Annotated in this window: 15 protein-coding genes; 13 read left to right on the top strand and 2 right to left on the bottom strand. The window is 63.8% G+C overall.

What is annotated here, in order from left to right:
• Positions 1–109: 109 nt before the first annotated feature.
• From NLY36_RS24930 to NLY36_RS24920, 3 genes are all read left to right on the top strand, one after another.
• Positions 110–1,096: an ABC transporter permease gene (locus NLY36_RS24930; protein ID WP_023668514.1), complete on the top strand. Its 987-nt coding sequence runs from the start codon at positions 110–112 to the stop codon at positions 1,094–1,096.
• Positions 1,097–1,100: 4 nt separating this feature from the next.
• Positions 1,101–1,895 (top strand): ATP-binding cassette domain-containing protein, encoded by a 795-nt coding sequence (locus NLY36_RS24925; RefSeq protein WP_023668515.1) that lies wholly within the window; start codon positions 1,101–1,103, stop codon positions 1,893–1,895.
• Between the two features lie 136 nt (positions 1,896–2,031).
• Positions 2,032–3,054: a LacI family DNA-binding transcriptional regulator gene (locus tag NLY36_RS24920; protein WP_023668516.1), complete on the top strand. Its 1,023-nt coding sequence runs from the start codon at positions 2,032–2,034 to the stop codon at positions 3,052–3,054.
• A 335-nt stretch (positions 3,055–3,389) separates the two neighbouring features.
• Here the strand turns inward: NLY36_RS24920 and NLY36_RS24915 are convergent, their stop codons facing one another.
• Positions 3,390–3,971, bottom strand: coding sequence for a TetR/AcrR family transcriptional regulator (locus tag NLY36_RS24915; RefSeq protein WP_023668517.1), 582 nt, complete (start codon positions 3,969–3,971; stop codon positions 3,390–3,392).
• Between the two features lie 242 nt (positions 3,972–4,213).
• Between NLY36_RS24915 and NLY36_RS24910 the strand changes: the two genes are divergently transcribed.
• The 8 genes from NLY36_RS24910 to NLY36_RS24875 all read left to right on the top strand — a co-directional run bounded on the left by NLY36_RS24910 (position 4,214) and on the right by NLY36_RS24875 (position 14,517).
• A complete protein-coding gene (locus tag NLY36_RS24910) occupies positions 4,214–4,474 on the top strand; it encodes a hypothetical protein (RefSeq protein WP_023735604.1) in 261 nt (86 codons plus the stop codon).
• Positions 4,468–7,656, top strand: coding sequence for an efflux RND transporter permease subunit (locus tag NLY36_RS24905; RefSeq protein WP_023735605.1), 3,189 nt, complete (start codon positions 4,468–4,470; stop codon positions 7,654–7,656). The genes NLY36_RS24910 and NLY36_RS24905 overlap by 7 nt, the downstream gene beginning before the upstream one ends.
• 14 nt (positions 7,657–7,670) lie before the next feature.
• Positions 7,671–8,825 carry an efflux RND transporter periplasmic adaptor subunit gene (locus NLY36_RS24900; protein ID WP_023735606.1) on the top strand — a complete coding sequence of 385 codons (1,155 nt, stop codon included), beginning with the start codon at positions 7,671–7,673 and terminating at the stop codon, positions 8,823–8,825.
• Positions 8,826–9,006: 181 nt separating this feature from the next.
• Positions 9,007–9,696 (top strand): GntR family transcriptional regulator, encoded by a 690-nt coding sequence (locus NLY36_RS24895; RefSeq protein WP_023735607.1) that lies wholly within the window; start codon positions 9,007–9,009, stop codon positions 9,694–9,696.
• Positions 9,697–9,730: 34 nt separating this feature from the next.
• Positions 9,731–10,834 (top strand): mandelate racemase/muconate lactonizing enzyme family protein, encoded by a 1,104-nt coding sequence (locus NLY36_RS24890; protein WP_023735608.1) that lies wholly within the window; start codon positions 9,731–9,733, stop codon positions 10,832–10,834.
• A gap of 161 nt (positions 10,835–10,995) precedes the next feature.
• Positions 10,996–12,318 carry an NAD(P)H-dependent oxidoreductase gene (locus NLY36_RS24885; protein WP_023735609.1) on the top strand — a complete coding sequence of 441 codons (1,323 nt, stop codon included), beginning with the start codon at positions 10,996–10,998 and terminating at the stop codon, positions 12,316–12,318.
• Between the two features lie 20 nt (positions 12,319–12,338).
• On the top strand, positions 12,339–13,826 hold the full coding sequence (locus NLY36_RS24880; RefSeq protein WP_023735610.1) for a xylulokinase: 1,488 nt from the start codon (positions 12,339–12,341) through the stop codon (positions 13,824–13,826).
• A 97-nt stretch (positions 13,827–13,923) separates the two neighbouring features.
• A complete protein-coding gene (locus tag NLY36_RS24875) occupies positions 13,924–14,517 on the top strand; it encodes a hypothetical protein (RefSeq protein WP_156933192.1) in 594 nt (197 codons plus the stop codon).
• A 16-nt stretch (positions 14,518–14,533) separates the two neighbouring features.
• On the opposite strand, the gene NLY36_RS24870 is transcribed toward NLY36_RS24875, so the two are convergent.
• Positions 14,534–15,496, bottom strand: coding sequence for a sugar-binding transcriptional regulator (locus tag NLY36_RS24870; RefSeq protein WP_023668527.1), 963 nt, complete (start codon positions 15,494–15,496; stop codon positions 14,534–14,536).
• A gap of 284 nt (positions 15,497–15,780) precedes the next feature.
• Between NLY36_RS24870 and NLY36_RS24865 the strand changes: the two genes are divergently transcribed.
• Together NLY36_RS24865 and NLY36_RS24860 are read left to right on the top strand one after the other, a co-directional pair.
• Positions 15,781–16,764, top strand: a complete 984-nt coding sequence (locus NLY36_RS24865; protein ID WP_050591508.1) for an ABC transporter permease — start codon at positions 15,781–15,783, stop codon at positions 16,762–16,764.
• 129 nt (positions 16,765–16,893) lie between these two features.
• Positions 16,894–17,832: a sugar ABC transporter substrate-binding protein gene (locus NLY36_RS24860; protein WP_023735613.1), complete on the top strand. Its 939-nt coding sequence runs from the start codon at positions 16,894–16,896 to the stop codon at positions 17,830–17,832.
• Positions 17,833–17,854: the final 22 nt, after the last annotated feature.

Raw genomic sequence — 17,854 nt, 5'->3', positions numbered from 1 at the left:
CCCAGACGTTCAACAGTCGCGGCCGCAGCCGCGGTCGCGACTGTCTTTTAGCCGAGCCCTTCGCGTTGCGCGCTGGGCTCAGCCTTCCCCTTCCTGTCGCAGGTTATCAGTGGAAAACCGTTCGCTCATCCAACGCCTGATCGCGAGGCCGGAATTCGGGCCCTTCGTTCTGCTCATCGTCGAAATCGCGGTGTTCTGGAGCATCAACCACGATTTCCTGTCGCCGCAGAACATCTCCAACACGCTGGCCTTCACCGTCGAGCTCGGGCTGATCGCGCTGGCGATGACGCTGTTGATGACGTCGGGTGAATTCGATCTGTCGGTCGGCTCGCTGTTCGGCTTTTCGCCGGTGCTGATGTGGACGCTGTTCAACAGCGGCCTGACCTCGCTGGAGGTCGGCTTCCTCGCCGCGCTGCTGATCGCGGCCTTCATCGGCCTGGTCAATGGCTGGTTCGTCACGCAGCTGAAAATCCCATCCTTCCTGGTGACGCTCGGCATGCTGCTGGTGGTGCGCGGCACCGCGCTGTTCGTCACTGACGGCTTTCCGCAGCGGACGTGGAGCGCCGAGGGCAGCTGGCTGGCCGAAGCGCTGGTCGGTGATTTCTTCATCGGCCCGTTCCGCATCTACATGTCGCTCTTCTGGTTCATCGCGGCGGCCATCGCACTGGGCTACGTGCTGACGCAAAGCCGGACCGGCAACTGGATCCAGGCAGCCGGCGGCAATCCAGGCGCCGCAAGGGCGCGCGGCGTCAACGTCAGCGGCGTCAAGATCGGCCTGTTCGTGCTGTCGTCGGTGATGGCTTCGCTTGCCGGCGTCATCTCGTCGCTGCGCACGTCGGCCGCCAACCCCAACAGCGGCACCGGCTACGAGCTCGAAGTCATCGCCATGGTGGTGATCGGCGGCACGGCGCTGACCGGTGGGCGCGGCACCATCATCGGCACCGTGCTCGGCATCCTCATCCTGCGCGTCATGCGCAACGGCATCGTTCTGATCGGCGTGCCCGGGCTGGCCTACAACATCTTCATCGGCGCCATCATCCTCGGCATGATGGCGCTGCACTCATGGCTGGAACGCCGGCATCAGGCAGGGACCTAGAACCATGGCTGAACCGCTCATCCGCATGTCCAACATCAAAAAGTCCTACGGGCGCGTGCAGGCGCTCGAAGACGCCAATTTTCATGTCAACGAAAGGGAGATCGTCGGCCTGCTCGGCGACAATGGCGCCGGCAAATCGACGCTGATCAAGGTGTTGTCGGGGGCGGTGCCGCTGACCAGCGGCGACATTTTCATCCGCGGCAAGAAGGTCAATCTGCGCAGCACCAGCGACGCCATCGCGCACGGCATCGAGACGATCTACCAGGATTCGGCACTGGTGACGCAGCTGTCGATCGCGCGCAACCTGTTCCTCGGCCGCGAGCCGATCAAGCCGCCGCGTTTTTTGAACCGCATGGACCAGGAGGCGATGAACAATGTCGCCCGCGACCTGTTGAAACAGGTCGGCATCTCCAAGAACATCCCGCCAACGACGCCGATCGGCTCCCTGTCCGGCGGCGAGCGGCAGGCCGTCGCCATCGCGCGCGCCATGCACTTCGACAGCGACCTGATCATCCTCGACGAGCCGACCAACAATCTCGGCGTCGCCGAGACGCAAGGCGTGCTGAGCTTCGTGCGCAACGCGCGCGATTCCGGGCATTCCTGCATCTTCATCGCCCACAACATCCACCATGTCTTCCAGGTGGTTGACCGCATCGTCGTCATGCGCCGGGGCAAGGTGGTGGCCGACGACATCGACCCGAAGAAGACCAGCGTGGCCGAGGTCGAACGCATCATCACCGGGATGTCGGACAAGGAGATCCGCGACGCCATCATCGAAGGCGGGCCATCGCACGGCTGAACCGTCTTCGCGCCGTCTGGCACGGAAACGCATCCGCTCTAACTCGTTGTAGAGCATGACCTTTTGACAAAACGGTTCCCGTTTGTCCGAGAAAACCGGTTCCCACTTTTCGGGATCATGCTCTATGACTACAGCCATGAAAGCCACCGTTGCCGACATAGCCAGGAGCTGCGGCCTGTCGACCGCGACCGTCGACCGGGTTCTGAACAACCGGGCCGGCGCGAGCGCCGCCAACCGCCAACGGGTGATGGAGGCGGCCAAGCAGCTCGGCTATTTGCCGGTGGTCGATCAGGTGACGCTGCCGTCGCGGCCGGCGCATCTTGAATTCTTCCTGCCGATCGGCGCCAACGGTTTCATGATCGACCTCGCCGGGCACATCGAGGACTATGCGGGGCGCCTGCCGCTGGTCGCCTCGTGCCGGATCCACAATCTCGGCGGCATCTCGCCGGCAGCGCTGCAGGCGGCGGTTGAAAATCTGTCGCTGAAGGCCAATGGCGTCGGCGTCATTGCCGTCGATCATCCGCGAACGCGCAACATATTGCGCGATGTGGTCGAGGCAGGCATCCGCCTTGTCACGCTGGTCTCCGACGTTCCAGCCGCCCCGCGTTCGGCCTATGTCGGCATCGACAACCGGGTTGCCGGACGCACGGCGGCGCTGTTGATGGGGCGCTTCCTCAATGGCCGCCAGGGTCATCTGGCGATGGTCGTCGGCTCGCGTTCCTATCGCGGGCACGAGGAGCGCGAGATGGGCTTTCGGTCGGTGCTGACAGAGGAATTCCCCAATCTCACGGTCTCGAGTGCGGTCGAGATCAATGACGAACCGGAGGGCAGCTACACCGCAACGATGCAGGCGCTGCACAACGAGCCGGAACTGCTCGGCATCTATTGCGTCGGCGCCGGGCGCTCAGGTGTGGCGAGAGCGCTGCTCGAGGCCAAGCCAAAGAAGAAGCCGGTCTTCATCTGCCACGACCTGACCAAGGAAACGCGCGGCTATCTCGTCGACGACCTCGCCGATGTCGTCATCGACCAGAATGCGCGGCTGATCGCGGAGCAATCTGTGATCCGCCTGCTTGGCTCGATCGCATCCGCCGCGCCATACCTGACGAAGAAGTTCATCGAGCCACGGCTGATCTTCAAGGAAAACGTGCCGGTGCAGTGAAGTCGCGCCGTGGCGGTTTGTCCGATTTGTACGACAAGTCGGGGTAGATGCCGCAAATCTGCACAGCAGCCATGCAACTTTCATTGTTGCCGAATCATTGGGCAACTCGTACTCATCTGGGTGTCGGCCATCTACTCCTCCCAGATGCGATGCCGACGCTGAGCGCGGTGCACCTCCTCCCGCATCTCGTTCGAAATCGGCCCGCTGCCACCTCCTCCCGGCAGCGGGCTTTTTTCATTCTCAAATGAATCTAAATTAGAGTTGACGGGCAAGTTCGGAGAATAGCCAAAAGCCCCGCCGGATGATGGGGACTCCTCAACTCCGAAAGCTGGAATTCAGCGCGCCCTGAAAGAGCTGATCAGGCCTTCAGCCATGCGCACGAACTGCGTGCTGGGGCCTTGGCAGCCCATGGTCTGCACGCTGACGCGCGCCCCTTCGAACAGCAGCGACAGCGTATCGGCCAGAAGCTCGGCCTGACCGATGCCCGCATCCCGGCACAGCGCAACGAGGCGATCGCGCTGAGCGCTCTTGAGCTCCTTGATCACGCTCCTGGCGGGATGGTCCGGCTCGGTCAATTCGGCGGCGGCATTGGCCATGTCGCAGCCGCGACCGTCAGCCGCCAGGCAAGCAGCGGCCATGCGAATCCAGGCATGCAACTGGGCGAGCTTGTCGCCGGGATGCTCAGCCTCGAATTGGTCCCACATCGCGGCGCCTTTAGCCGCCGACGCGCGCAGGCACTGGACGATCAGTTCGTCCTTGGACTCAAAATGACGGTAGAGCGTCATCTTGTTGGTGCCGGCGGCTTCCGTGATGGCGTCGACACCGACGCCCTTGATGCCATGCTTGTGAAACATGTCCTGCGCCGTCTCCAGGATTCGATCCCGGGGGCGCACACGATCGGTAATGCCGTCTGCCATCGCAGTCTCCTTGTCTCCCTAAAAATTCGGTTCACCTCTTGACTAGGGTGTTACCGGTCTGTAACTATCCGAATGTTACTTACTGGTAACACCTATGTGGCCTTCCGTCAATAACAAGGCCGTGAACTGGTCCTGCCAGATCACAAAGGGTGAAAATTGCAGGTCATGCGGCTCCGGCCGGTGAAGAGATGAAAACCGGTTCGCGATCGTCCGATGCGAATCGCTGGAATGGAGACGCTCCAATGTCGCAGCGCAAGGATTTGACCATCGATGAAGCCATCCGGGATCCGATGATCCGGTTGGTGATGAAAGCGGACCGCGTCAATCCGCGCGCCTTCGAAGCGATGCTGAGGACCGTTGCCGATGAGCAGGGCCTCAGCGGTGCGGCGCCGTCTTCGTATTTTTTGCAGGACCCGGGTTCGGTGCGCGGCCGGCGGCAGTCCCGGTCTGCCAATTCTTTTAAAGAGGCCGGTTCTTCTAAAGAGGTTTGCGTGTCGTGGTAAACTTTTTCATCCATCGTCCGATCTTCGCCTCGGCCATCGCCATCATCATGGTGCTCGCCGGGACGATTTGTTATTTCCTTTTGCCGGTTTCGCAGTTTCCCGACATCACGCCGCCGCAGGTCGTGGTCAGCGCCCATTATCCGGGCGCCAGCGCGCAAGTGGTCGCCGATACGGTGACGACGCCGCTGGAGCAGCAGATCAACGGCGTCGAAGGCATGACCTACATGTCGTCGTCGAGCTCCAATGACGGCTCCTCGACCATCACCATCACCTTCGATGTCGGCTATTCCTTGAGCACCGCGGCCGTCGACGTCCAGAACCGCGTCTCGCAAGCGGCCTCCTCGCTGCCGGCGATCGTCAACCAGGGCGGCGTGACGATCAAGAAGCAGAACCCGAATTTCGTCCTCATCGTCAACCTGACCTCGCCCGACAGTTCGGTCGATCCGGTGGCGCTGAGCAACCTCGCCTATCTGCAGGTCGTCGATCCGCTGAAGCGGCTGCCTGGCGTCGGCGACGTCCAGATATTCGGCGAGCGCCGCTATTCGATGCGCGTCTGGCTCGACCCGGACAAGCTCGCCAATCTTGGCATCACCGCTGTCGATGTCCAGAACGCCATCTCGGAACAGAACGTCCAGGTGGCGGCCGGCAAGATCGGCCAGTCGCCGGCGCCCGCCGGCACCGCCTTCGAGATGCAGGTCAACGCCGTCGGCCGCCTGAGCGACCCCAAGGAGTTCGGCGACATCGTCGTGCGCGCCAACACCGGCACCGGCTCGCTGGTGCGACTGCGCGACGTCGCCCGCATCGAGCTCGGCGCGCTGCAATATTCGTCGTCGGCCTTCTTCGGCAAGGACCCGACGGTGGTGCTGGCCGTCTACCAGATGCCCGGTTCCAACGCGCTCGATCTGCAGCAGCACGTCAAGGACAAGATGCAGGAACTGTCGGCCCGTTTCCCCAAGGGCGTCAGCTACGCCATGCACTACGACACCACGCGCTTCGTGTCGGCATCGATGCATGACGTCCTGATCACGCTTGGCGAAGCGCTGGTGCTGGTCGTGGCCGTGGTGTTCATCTTCCTGCAGAGCTGGCGCACGACGATCATCCCGACCATCGCCATTCCGGTGTCGCTGGTGGCGACGATGGTGGTCATGGAAATGATGGGCTTCTCGCTCAACATGCTCTCCCTACTCGGCATGGTGCTGGCCATCGGCCTCGTCGTCGACGACGCCATCGTGGTGGTCGAAAATGTCGAGCGACAATTGGAGGCGGGCCTCAAACCGCTGGCGGCGACCAAGGCCGCGATGGCCGAGGTCACCGGACCGATCATCGCCACCACCGCAGTGCTGATGGCCGTCTTCGTGCCCGTTGCCTTCATTCCCGGCGTCTCCGGCAAGCTCTACAATCAGTTCGCGCTGACGGTGGCGATTTCGGTCGGCATATCCGCCTTCAACTCGCTGACGCTCAGCCCGGCGCTGAGCGCCGCCTTCCTGCGCCATCGCGGCGAGACGCAGTTCGCCCCGTTCCGCTGGTTCAACACGGGCTTCGACAGACTGTCGCATGCCTATGCGCACGGCGTGCGTATCCTCATCCGGCTGCGCTGGATCATGCTCGGTCTGTTCGCGGCCGGCCTGGTGGCCACCTACTTCGTCTGGCAGAAGTTGCCCTCGACCTTCCTTCCGGTCGAGGACCAGGGTTACTTCTTCGTCGTCATCCAGCTGCCTGACGGCGCCTCGCTGGAACGCACCGACGCGGTGGCGCAGAAAGCGCGCGACATATTGCAGGCAACACCCGGCGTCGAGATTGTCGGCTCGATCAGCGGCCTGAACTTCCTGACCAGTGCGGCGCAGTCGAACTCGGCTGTCGAGTTCGCCATCCTGAAGCCGTGGGAAGAGCGCGGCCCCGACCAGAGCGCGTCCAAGCTCGTCTCCGATGTGCGCGGCAAGCTGATGCAGATTCCGGAAGCCTTCGCGCTGTCCTTCGATCCGCCTTCGATCCCGGGTATCGGCACCACGGGCGGCTTCGAATTCGTCGTCGAGGACCTCACCGGGCGAGGCAGTTCAGCCCTCAACGACGCGACGCAAGCCGTGATCGCCGAGGCGCGCAAGCAGCCGGAAATCAACCCGCAGCAGCTGTTCTCGCCGTTCTCGACCTCGACGCCGCAGTTCAACTACGACCTCGACCGCAGCAAGGCCAAACTGCTCGGCCTCAACCTGCCCGACGTCTTCAACACGCTGCAGATCTATCTCGGCTCGCTCTACGTCAACGACTTCAACCTGTTCGGCCGCACCTTCCGGGTGACCATCCAGGCCGACAAGGATGCACGTGCCGACGCAGGCGACCTTTCGCGGCTCTATGTGCGCAACGCCTCCGGCGGAATGGTGCCGCTGAGCACACTTGGCAAACTGGTGCCGTTCGTCGGCCCGGAAACCGTGCCGCACTACAACAACAACGCCTCGGCCACGATCAATGGCGGCGCAGCCCCCGGCTTCTCGTCGGGCCAGGCGGTTGCCGCGATGGAACGGGCCGCCGCCACCGCTTTGCCCAGGGATTTCGGTTTCGAATGGACCGGCATCACCTTCCAGGAGCTCAAGGCAGGATCGATAGCGTCGGTCGTCTTCGGCCTCGCCATCGTCTTCGTCTTCCTGATCCTGGCGATGCAGTATGAGAGCTGGGCGATGCCGTTCATGGTGCTGCTGGCGGTGCCACTGGCCCTGTTCGGCGCCTTCGCAGCCCTGTTCCTGCGCGGCATGCAGATCGACGTCTACTCGCAGATCGGCTTCGTCATGCTGATCGGCCTCGCCGCCAAGAACGCGATCCTGATCGTCGAGTTTGCAAGGCGGCGGCGCGAGGAGGGACTGAGCATTGTCGACGCGGCAATGGAAGCCGCGCGGCTGAGGCTGCGGCCGATCCTGATGACGGCCTTCGCCTTCATCCTCGGCGTGCTGCCGCTGATGTTTGCGACGGGTGCGGGTGCGGCAAGCCGGCAGTCGATCGGCACCACCGTGTTTGGCGGCATGGTCGCGGCGACCATCCTGTCGCTGGTGTTCGTGCCAGTCTTCTACGCGGTCATCGAACAGCTGCGCGAAGGCCGCGTGCGCAGCGAACCGAACGCTGCTCATGACCAGGACAATAATGAACCGACTGCCGAACCAGCGCCGATGCGCCTGGCCGAAGCAGCCGAATAGAATTGGAGACCAAAATGCGTAAATGGAAAATAGCTTTGGGAACGGCCGTCGCCCTGGGAGCGATCTCGGTGGCAAGCGTCCACTTCCTCGACATGGGCAATCTCAGCCTCAATGCCGGCACGGCGGCAGCGACGGCAGCACCTGCGGCATTCGTCATGCCGGTGCCGGTGACGAGCGTGGTCAAGAAGACGATCCCGATCTATCTCGACTACGCCGCCCGCATCGAGGCGATCCGCAGCGTCACCTTGCAGGCCCGCGTGCCCGGCTATCTGCAGGAGCAGACGGCTGAGGACGGCGCGGATGTGCGCCAGGGTGATCTGCTCTACAAAATCTCGCCCGACGACTTCAAGACGGCTCTCGACCAGGCCAAGGCCGAAGTGCAGCGCGACCAAGCGAGCCTCGACTATGCACGCTCCAATCTCGGCCGCGGCTCCGAACTCGCCAAGAGCGGTTATCTGGCCAAGGATGGGTTCGACCAGCGCACGAGCACCTTGCGTCAGGCCGAAGCGTCGCTTGCCGTCAACCAGGCGGCGGTGCGGACGGCCGAGCTTAATTTGAGCTACGCCGAAATCCACGCTCCGTTTGCCGGCCGCGTCGGCCGCAACCAGGCTTCGGTCGGCACGCTGGTCAGCGTCGCCGGCACGGTGCTGAACACGCTGGTGCAGCTCGACCCGATCTACGTCACCTTCAATCCGAGCGAGACGGACCTGGCCGAAATCGAACAGGCCCGGGCCGCCGGCCCGATCGAGGTCGAGGTGCTGCTGCCCGGCGAGACCGAAGCCAGCCAGAAGGGCGAACTCACCTTCATCGACAACACGGTCGACCACTCGACCGGCACGATTACGGCGCGCGCCACCATCGGCAATGCGAAGTTCTCGCTGCTGCCGGGCCAGTATGTCCGGGTGCGGCTGCACATCAAGCAGCTGCCCGACGCGCTGATGGTGCCGCAGGTGGCGCTGGGTTCGAGCCAGCTCGGCAAATATGTCTATGTAGTCGGCAAGGGCAACACGGTCGACCAGCGCATCGTCTCGCTCGGCGCGACCAGCGGCGACCTTGTGGCGGTCCTCAGCGGCGTTGCCGAAGGCGACCAGGTGATAACGGGCAATCTGCAGAAAATCGGACCAGGAATGCCGATCTCGCCGTTGCCCCAGGAGAAACCGGCCAGCTGATAACCCCCATCAGCCCCGGTCCTGCGGCGCCTTCGGCTTCCACGCCGAGGGCGCCGTTTTTTTATGGAGCGCCGCACGCCGTTTTTGGAGTAACCGCAAGGCACAAGAATCCGGAACAATCATCTTGTAGGATTGTCGACAATCTGCTTGTCTCGTTTCCGGCTCTCACTGGAATGACGGAATGGCCAAGCTGGACTTCAGTCCGATCGCGGATACGACACGCCGGGCCGAGATCGTCGCGCTGTTGCGGCGCGCGATCCTGACCGGCCAGCTGGAACCCGGCCAAAAGCTCAACGAGCTGAGGATCGCCGAGCAGATGCGGGTCAGCCGTGCGCCGTTGCGCGAGGCGATGCGCGAGCTGGTGCAGGAAGGCATCCTGACCAGCATTCCCTATGCCGGCACCTTCGTCATCGATGTCACCGCCAAAGATATCGACGACGCCTATTCGCTGAACAAGGTGCTCGATGAATTCGCCATCGAGCGGACATGGAAGCTGCGCGACCAGCGCTTCTTCGGCGAACTCGACCGCCGGCACGAGGCAGTGAAGCAGGCGACGCGCGCGCGAGACACCACCCGCCAGATCGAAGCCGCGCTGCAATTGCACGGGCTGATCTATGAATGGGCCGACAATTCGGTGCTGCTGGAAACCTGGCAGCGGCTGACCAGCCGGCTGCAGATGTATTTTGCCCTGCACCAGCGGGCCCGCAACGAGCCGGTGCCGGCCGAAGATCTCCACGAGACCTATGTGCGGCTCTTGAAGGGCGCCGACATGCGCGCCGCCCAGCGCCATGCGCGCGAGCATATCGACCTCGATTTCGAAGAGCTGCTTGCCTATGCGCGTGGCCTCGAACAGCGGACATCGAAGGGCTGACCCTCCTCAACGCCTAGAGACAACGGACAGACAAGTGCAGATCAAAACCATCAAGGCCTATCGCGTCGTGCAGCCCTTCGTGGACGGGCCCTACCGCATGTCAAAGGGGCGGGTTGCAGACTGCTTCGATGCGGTGATCGTCGCCATCACCTCCGACAGCGGCGTGACCGGCTGGGGCGAGATGGCGCCGCTCGGCAATTTCTATTCGGCCGCCTTTCCGGCGGGAACGCGCGCGGGCGTGGTCGAGATTGCGCCGCACCTGATCGGCCAGGACCCGCGTGGCCTCGCCGGCATCGGCCGGCTGATGGATACGGTGTTCAAGGGCCATCCCTACACCAAGTCGGCGCTCGACATGGCCTGCTGGGATCTGGCGGCCCGGGCCGCCGACGTGCCGCTGGTGACCATGCTTGGCGGCCGCGAGAGCGACATGGCGGAGACCTACCGCGTCGTCACCCACGGCACGCTCGACCAGATGGCGGCACTGGCCAAAAGGATCATCGCCCAGGGCTGCCGCCGACTGCAGGTCAAGGTCGGCGGCAATGTGCATGAAGACATCGAGCGGGTGAGCGCAGTCGCTTCGGCCGTGCCGAAAGGCACGGTGATTTTCTGCGACGCCAATGCCGGCTGGACACCCTACCAGGCGCGGCAGTTCGCCGATGCAACGCGCGGCATCGACTACACGTTCGAGCAGCCCTGCACGACGATCGAGGAGAACATGTCGGTGCGCCGCATGCTCGACAAGCCGATGGTGCTGGACGAGAGCGTCATCTCGCTCGAGGCGATGCTGGAAATCCATCGCCTGGGCGCCGCCGACGGGCTGACGCTGAAGATCTCGCGGCTTGGCGGCGTAACCAGGACAAGGCAAATCCGCGACGTCGCCGTCGATCTCGGTTTCATGATTACCGTCGAGGATACGGGCGGCGCCGAGATCGACACGGCGGCGATGGCGCATCTGTCGCTGTCGACGCCGGAAGAACGCCGGCTGCACGCCATCGCCTTCCATGAGTGGGTGACGGTGCGCACGGCCTCCAACGCCCCACCGGTCACCGGCAGCCACATGGGCATTCCCGACGGGCCCGGCCTCGGCATCGATGTCGTGCCCGACCTGCTCGGCAAGCCTTTCCTAGAGATCGGCTGAGATCAAGCGCAGCATGAAGCTGTCACCCCACGAATCCTCCGTGGGAGATTTGGTCCTGCAGCCATTCTCCGATTTGCGGGTTGAAATATTTTTCAAATGGAAATAGGAATGTTCAAAATGATGATTTGACGCTGCGGCGCGTCATGACTGGAGGAAGCGATATGGCCCATCCGCAATTTGCAGCGGAACTTCTGCAGCGCGCTGAAGCCCAAGGGCCCATCACCATCGGACTCGCCGGCGCCGGGCAGATGGGCACCGACATCGTCGTCCAGGTGGCGCTGATGCCGGGCATGCGGATCGGTGCCATTTCCGAGGTGCGGCCGCAAGCGGCGATCGATGCCGCACTGCTCGCCGGCCATGACCGCTCCGACATCGTCCAGGCTGCGACCGCCTCTGCCATCGACCGCGCCATCGAGGCCGGCAAGATCGCTGTCACCGAAGATCTGCATGCGCTGGCCGCGGCCGGCCGCATTGATGTCATCATCGACGCGACAGGCAATCCCAACATCGGCACGCTGTTTGCGCTCGAAGTGATGAAGAACGGCAAGCACATCGTTATGCTCAATGTCGAGGCGGACATTACGATCGGCCGCTTCCTCAAGGAGGAAGCGCGCAAGGCCGGCGTGGTCTACACCGGTGCGGCCGGCGACGAACCCGCCTGCACGCTGGAGATCATCGGCTTCGCCAAGAGCCTCGGCTTCAACATCATCGCCGCCGGCAAGGGCAAAAACAACCCGCTCAAGATCGACGCCATGCCCGCCGACTACGAGAAGGAAGCGGCCGAGCGCAATATGAATGCGCGCATGCTGGTCGAGTTCGTCGACGGTTCCAAGACGGCGATCGAGATGGTGGCTATCGCCAACGCCACCGGGCTGGTGCCCGACGTGCCGGGCATGCACGGCCCGACGGCGACGCTGGAGGAACTGGCCAGCGTGCTTTGCCCGCGCGAGGATGGCGGCGTGCTGCACCGCAAGGGCGTGGTCGACTATTCCATCGGCAAGGGCGTGGCGCCCGGCGTGTTCTGCATCATCGAAACGAGGCATCCGCGCGTGCTGGAGCGCATGGTCGACCTCAAGGTCGGCAAGGGCCCCTATTTCACGATCTACCGTCCCTATCACCTGACAAGCCTTGAAGTGCCACTGTCGGCGGCGCGCGCCGTGGTCTACAAACGCGCCGACATGGAGCCCCTCGACCATCCGGTCGCCGAAGCGGTGGCGGTGGCCAAGAGCGATCTCTGCGCGGGCCAATCGCTCGGCATGATCGGCGAGAACGACTATCGCGGCTTCGCCATGACCTGGGAGGACGCCCGCGCCAAGGGCGCGCTGCCGCTCGGGATTGCCGAACGCGCCAAGGTGGTCAAGCCGGTCAAGACCGGCGACTTCCTCACCTATGAAAATTGTGTACCCGACGATTCGATGGTGATAACGCAGATACGCCGCCGTCTCGACCAGTCGGACGGACAGTTTGTGACCAACGCCGCCTGAACCTTCGGGATCTCCCTGTGATGGACGATGTCGTTATCGGGATCGATGCCTCGACGACGGCGGTGAAGGCAATCGCCTTCACCCGCGACGGCGCGGAGCTGTTCCAGGCGCGCGAGGCCTATCCGCTGGCCAATCCGAAGCCCGGCCATTTCGAGCAGGATGCCGAACATTGGTGGGCAGCCCTCATCAGTGCGCTGAAGCAGGTTGCCGACAAGGTCGGCGCCGCGCGCGTGGCGGCAATCGCCATCGCCCATCAGCGCGAGACTTTCACCCTGATCGATCATGCCGGCAAGCCGCTCATCCCGGCGATCCTGTGGCTTGACGAGCGCGCCCGGCCTCAAGTCGCCAAGCTGTCGGCCGAGCTTGGCCGCGAGACGATCCGCGACTGGAGCGGCAAGCCGCCGGATCCGACGCCGGCGCTCTATGCCATCGCCTGGCTGGCGGAACACCAGCCGCAGGTGCTGGCCAACGCCGCCGCCCTGGTCGATGTTCATGGCTTCTTCGTTCACCGGCTGACCGCACGGCTGGTAACCAGCACGGCAAGTGCCGACCCGCTCGGCTTGCTCGATGTCACGACAGGCGAATGGCACCCTGAGCTTGTCGCGGCTGCAGGGTTGCAGCCACGGCAGTTGCCGGCGCTGATCGGCCCAGGCGAAATCTGCGGCGGCCTTGCCGAAAGCATTGCCCAGCTGACTGGCCTCAAAGCGGGCACGCCAATTGTCGCCGGCGCCGGCGATGGCCAGGCCATGGGTCTCGGCATGGGCGTCTATGGTGCCGGCAGGAGCTATCTCTCGCTCGGCTCCGGCGTCGTCAGCGGCTGCTATTCCGGCACGGTCACCACATCGGATGCGTTTCGCACGCTGGTCTCGCCGACCGGCTCCGGCTTCATGCTGGAAACCGTGCTGCGCTCGGGCATGCAACTGGTCGACTGGATCGTGCGCACCACCGGCGCGTCTTCCGCGGCAGAACTGGAGAAGGGTGCGGTCGATGTTGCGGCCGGCGGCGACGGTCTTTTGGTCATGCCCTATTGGGCCGGCGTCATGAGCCCCTATTGGGATGGCGCGGCGCGCGGCGCCGTTGTTGGCCTGTCGCTCGACCATGAGCCCAGGCATCTCTTCCGCGCCACGCTGGAAGGCATCGCTTTGGAGCAGGCCATCGCCAGCGAGGCGATGGAGGCCGAAAGCGGCGGCAAGTCGGGAGAGATGATTTCCGCCGGCGGCGGCACCAATTCGGCGCTGCTGATGAAGATCATGGCCAGCGTGCTGGAGCGGCCGCTGTTCGTGTCGCCGGTCAACGAGGCGGCGGCCCTTGGCGCGGCCATGCTGGCTGCTTCGGCGATCGGCTGGTTCGCCTCGGCGGAAGACGCCGCCAAGGCAATGGCGGCGGCGCCGGCCAGGCGTGTCGATCCGGATATGACGCTGGTGCCGGCTTACCGGGCGCGCAAGGCGATCTACCGCGACCTCTATCACGCGACACGCGACATCCACGCGCGGCTCGGTGCGATCTGAGTTCAAGCGCAGCTTGCCTGCGTGAGGCTCCCATGCCCAACCTGCCCAGCTTGCCGATTTTGCGTCCTGCCCGGCCAATGCTAGACTCATCGGGCCTATGAAAGCAGTATTTCACCTTGCCGCCCTGCCCTGGATTGTCGCGCTTGCGGCAGCTCCAATGACGGCGCGTGCGCAGGACGAGCCGCCCTTCGAGGTCACGCTCGACATGGACAATGACGGCAGGATGGATCGGGCCGCGATCGCGGCGGATCCCGACAGCGGGCTGGCGGATCTCTCGATCTATCTGGCTGCCGGCGAAGGAAAGCTCGATCCTTCGCGCAAGCCTGACTTTGTCAAAAAGGCGCTGACGCAGGACTGTATTCTCGGGCTCGAAAGCAAGGGCAAGGGATCGCTTGCCGTCACCTCGTGCTTCGGCTGCGGCGCCAACAAATCATGGGATGCGACGCTGACCATCGTCTGGCGCGGCGGTAAATTCCTTGTCGCCGGCTACAGTCGCGACTGGGACTGGAATGTGCAGAAAGCCGACGGCTCGGTCGAGACGACGCTGGGCGGCTGCGACATCAATTTTCTCACCGGCAGAGGCATTGCCTCAAAGGACCTGGACGACGGCAAACCGGTCGCGGGAAAATTCGTGCCGGTCGCGCTGGCCGACTGGTCGGACGACAGTCGTCCGGAGCCCTGCGAATTCTGACAAGCCCCCGCGTGCTTCAGCGGTTGAGCAATCCCTTGGCCGCATCCTCATCGGTGATCAGCACCGAAATCCTGGTGTTGGCCAGCGCCGCGCGCATGACGGCGACCTTCTCCTGACCGCCTGACACCAGGATGATGCTCGGAATATCGGACAGATCCTGCAGCGGATAGGCGCAGACGCGGCGGTTGACCTCATGGTCGACAGGGTGGCCCTCGGCGTCGATGAAGTGGCACAAGAGGTCGCCGACCGCGCCGGCCGCCTGCAATTCCTCGAGTTCGCTCGGTTTGATGAAGCCGTAATTGGCGATCGGGCTGTCCTTGGAAAACGAGCCGACGCTGAGCACGGCGATGTTGGCGCGGCGCGCGCGGAAGACGACATCCTGAACGCTGCGCTGGCTCATGAAGGCATCGCGCTGTTCCGGCTTGTCGGCATAGACCGGCACCGGCAGCAGGAAACATTCAGCGCCGATCTTTTCGGCGAACTCCCAGGCGCTTTCGGTCGGGTTGAGCGGCTGCGCGTGGGTGAGGCCACCGAGCATCGAGACAACCGTCGTCCTGGCGATCGGCCGCCTCGGCAGTTCGTTGATGGCGAATTTCAGGGTGCGACCCCAGCCCAGCGCGATGACGTCGCCGGCATTCACATTGTCGGCGAGATAGGCGGCAGCCGCGTGGCCGATCATCAGCGGCGCGTTGCTGCGATCAGCGGCTGATGGCACCACGACCGCCTGGCTGAGCCCGAAACGCTGCTTCAGGCTCTCCTCGAGCTGCACGCATTCGACGACACTGTCGCGAATGCGGAACTGCACGATGCCCTCCTCTCGCGCAGCGGAGAGAATGCGGTGCACCTTGATGCGGCCGACGCCGAGGATCTCGGAAATGCGCTCTTGCGTCAGACCTTCGACATAGTAATGCCAGGCGGCCCGGGCCTTGAGCTCGGCATCGGGGAAGCGCGAGGCCTTCTCGTTTTCGACGGTCGCCATCTTTTGCCCTCCCGCGGCAGATTTCGGAAATCTTTCCGCAAGCGCCGCCCCCTGGCCTTCCCTAGGACAAACCGCCCTGTGGCGCAAACCACCGCCGAATGGCGCAACGGCTCTTGACAATTTTCTAATGAACAGTTTAGCTGAACAAAATTGCATATCAAAGATAAATTGTTCACAGGGAGGTGCCTGGTGAACAAGAGCGGACGGCAGGCCATCGCCGTTTCGCTGACGGAGGAGACGAAGTGGCCGTGAGTAATGATGCAAGCGAGTCGAAGGCTGGCGAGTTGAAAGCCGCGCCCGGCACTCAAGGTGCGACGGCCGCGAAGCTTTCGGCACTGTTTGCCGGAACCATGGGACCGCTGATCGGACTGCTGCTGCTCTGCCTGGCGCTGACACTGACCACCGACACGTTCCTCACCGTGCGCAACATCCTCAACGTGCTCGACCAGATCACGGTGCTCGGCATCATGGCAATCGGCATGACGCTGGTGATCCTGATCGGCGGCATCGATCTCTCGGTCGGCTCGGTGCTGGCGCTGGCCGCCATGGTGATGGGCTTTGTCTCCCACCCCGACTATCTCAATCTCGGCCTTGCGGCCGGCGTCGTTGCAGCACTGGTCGTCGCCGGCCTTTGCGGACTGGTGTCCGGCCTGCTGGTGACCGTCACCCGGCTGCCGCCGTTCATCGCGACGCTGGCGATGATGTCGGTGGCGCGCGGCCTTGCCAACATGATCACCGACGGCTCGCAGATCGTCGGCTTTCCCGACTGGTTCACCAGCCTGTCGATCATCCGCCATTTCGGCTTTCTGTCGGTCACAGTCGGGGTGATGATGGTGCTGGCGATCGTCTTCGCCATCTTCCTCAACTACCGCGCCGCCGGCCGCAGCCTTTACGCCATCGGCGGCAGCGCCGAGGTGGCGCGGCTCTCCGGCATTCCGGTGAAGTCGCTGACCAACTGGGTCTATGCCATTTGCGGCGTGCTTGCGGGTCTTGCCGGCATCGTGCTCGCCGCGCGGCTGGATTCGGTGCAGCCGAGTTCCGGCCTGGGCTATGAACTCGACACCATCGCGGCGGTGGTGATCGGCGGCGCCAGCCTCTCGGGCGGCGTCGGTTCGATCGGCGGCACAGCGGTCGGCGTGCTCATCATCGGCGTGCTGCGCAACGGCCTCAATCTGCTCGGCGTCTCGCCCTTCATCCAGCAGGTGGTGATCGGCGTGGTGATCGCGCTGGCCGTCGCCAGCGACACCTGGCGGCGCAGGGCGCGATAGAGAGCGGGGCACAATTGAGAATTCGCCCGGAGCGTCCGGGCGATAGACGGATCGGTCGATCCGAAACTGGGATGTTCCAAGGGGCGCGATGCGCTGGCGGGACAGTTTGACTATCAACGGAGGAAACACATGCTGACCAAACGTTCATTGCTGCTGGCCGCTGCCGCCATCATTCCTATGCTCGGGCTGACCGACATGGCCTCGGCCAAGGAGGCCAAGAAACTCGGCCTCGCCGTGGCCAATCTGCAGGCCGACTTCTTCAACCAGATCAAGCAGTCGGTCGAAGCCTACAGCAAGGAAAAGGGCATCGAGATCGTCACCGTCGACGCCAAGGGCGATTCGGCAACGCAGGTCAGCCAGGTGCAGGATCTGATCACGCAGAACATCGACGCGCTGATCTACATTCCGGCCGGCGCCACCGCCGCCACCGTGCCGACCAAAACCGCCAAGGCTGCCGGCATCCCGGTCGTCAATGTCGACCGCAACGCCGACGGCGCGCCCGGCGACACCTTCATCGCCACCAACAGCGTCGCCTCGGCGCAGGCGGTGTGCGACTACATCGCCAAGCAGGCCGGCGGCAAAGGCGAACTGATCATCATCCACGGCCAGAAGGGCACCACGCCGGAAGTGGATCGCTCGAAGGGCTGCGGCGAAGCGCTCAAGGCCTATCCCGATATCAAGGTGGTCGGCGAATTGTGGAGCGAAGGCTGGCACCAGGACGAAGGCTTCAAGCTGACGCAGGACCTGCTGCAGTCGCATCCCGATGTCTCCATCGTCATCGGCCAGGCCGATGCGCTGGCGCTGGGTGCGGCACAGGCGGTCAAGGTCGCCAATCCCGGCCACAAGGTCTGGGTTGCCGGCTTCGATGGCGACGTGGCCGCACTCAAGGCGCTGAAGGACGGCGTGTTCGACGTCACCGCGACGCAGCAGACGCAAGGCATGGGCCGGCTCGCCGTCGATGCGGCGATCAAGCTGGTGGCCGGCGAAAGCGTTCCGGCCGAACAGCTGCAGGATGCGACGCTGACCACCAAGGACAATGTCGAGCAGTTCATCGCCAAGCATCCGTAACGACCGGCACCGCTTAAGAGAG

This window comes from Mesorhizobium sp. C399B, assembly GCF_030323185.1.
Taxonomy (GTDB): domain Bacteria; phylum Pseudomonadota; class Alphaproteobacteria; order Rhizobiales; family Rhizobiaceae; genus Mesorhizobium.
This window is presented reverse-complemented; position numbering and strand designations above follow the sequence as displayed.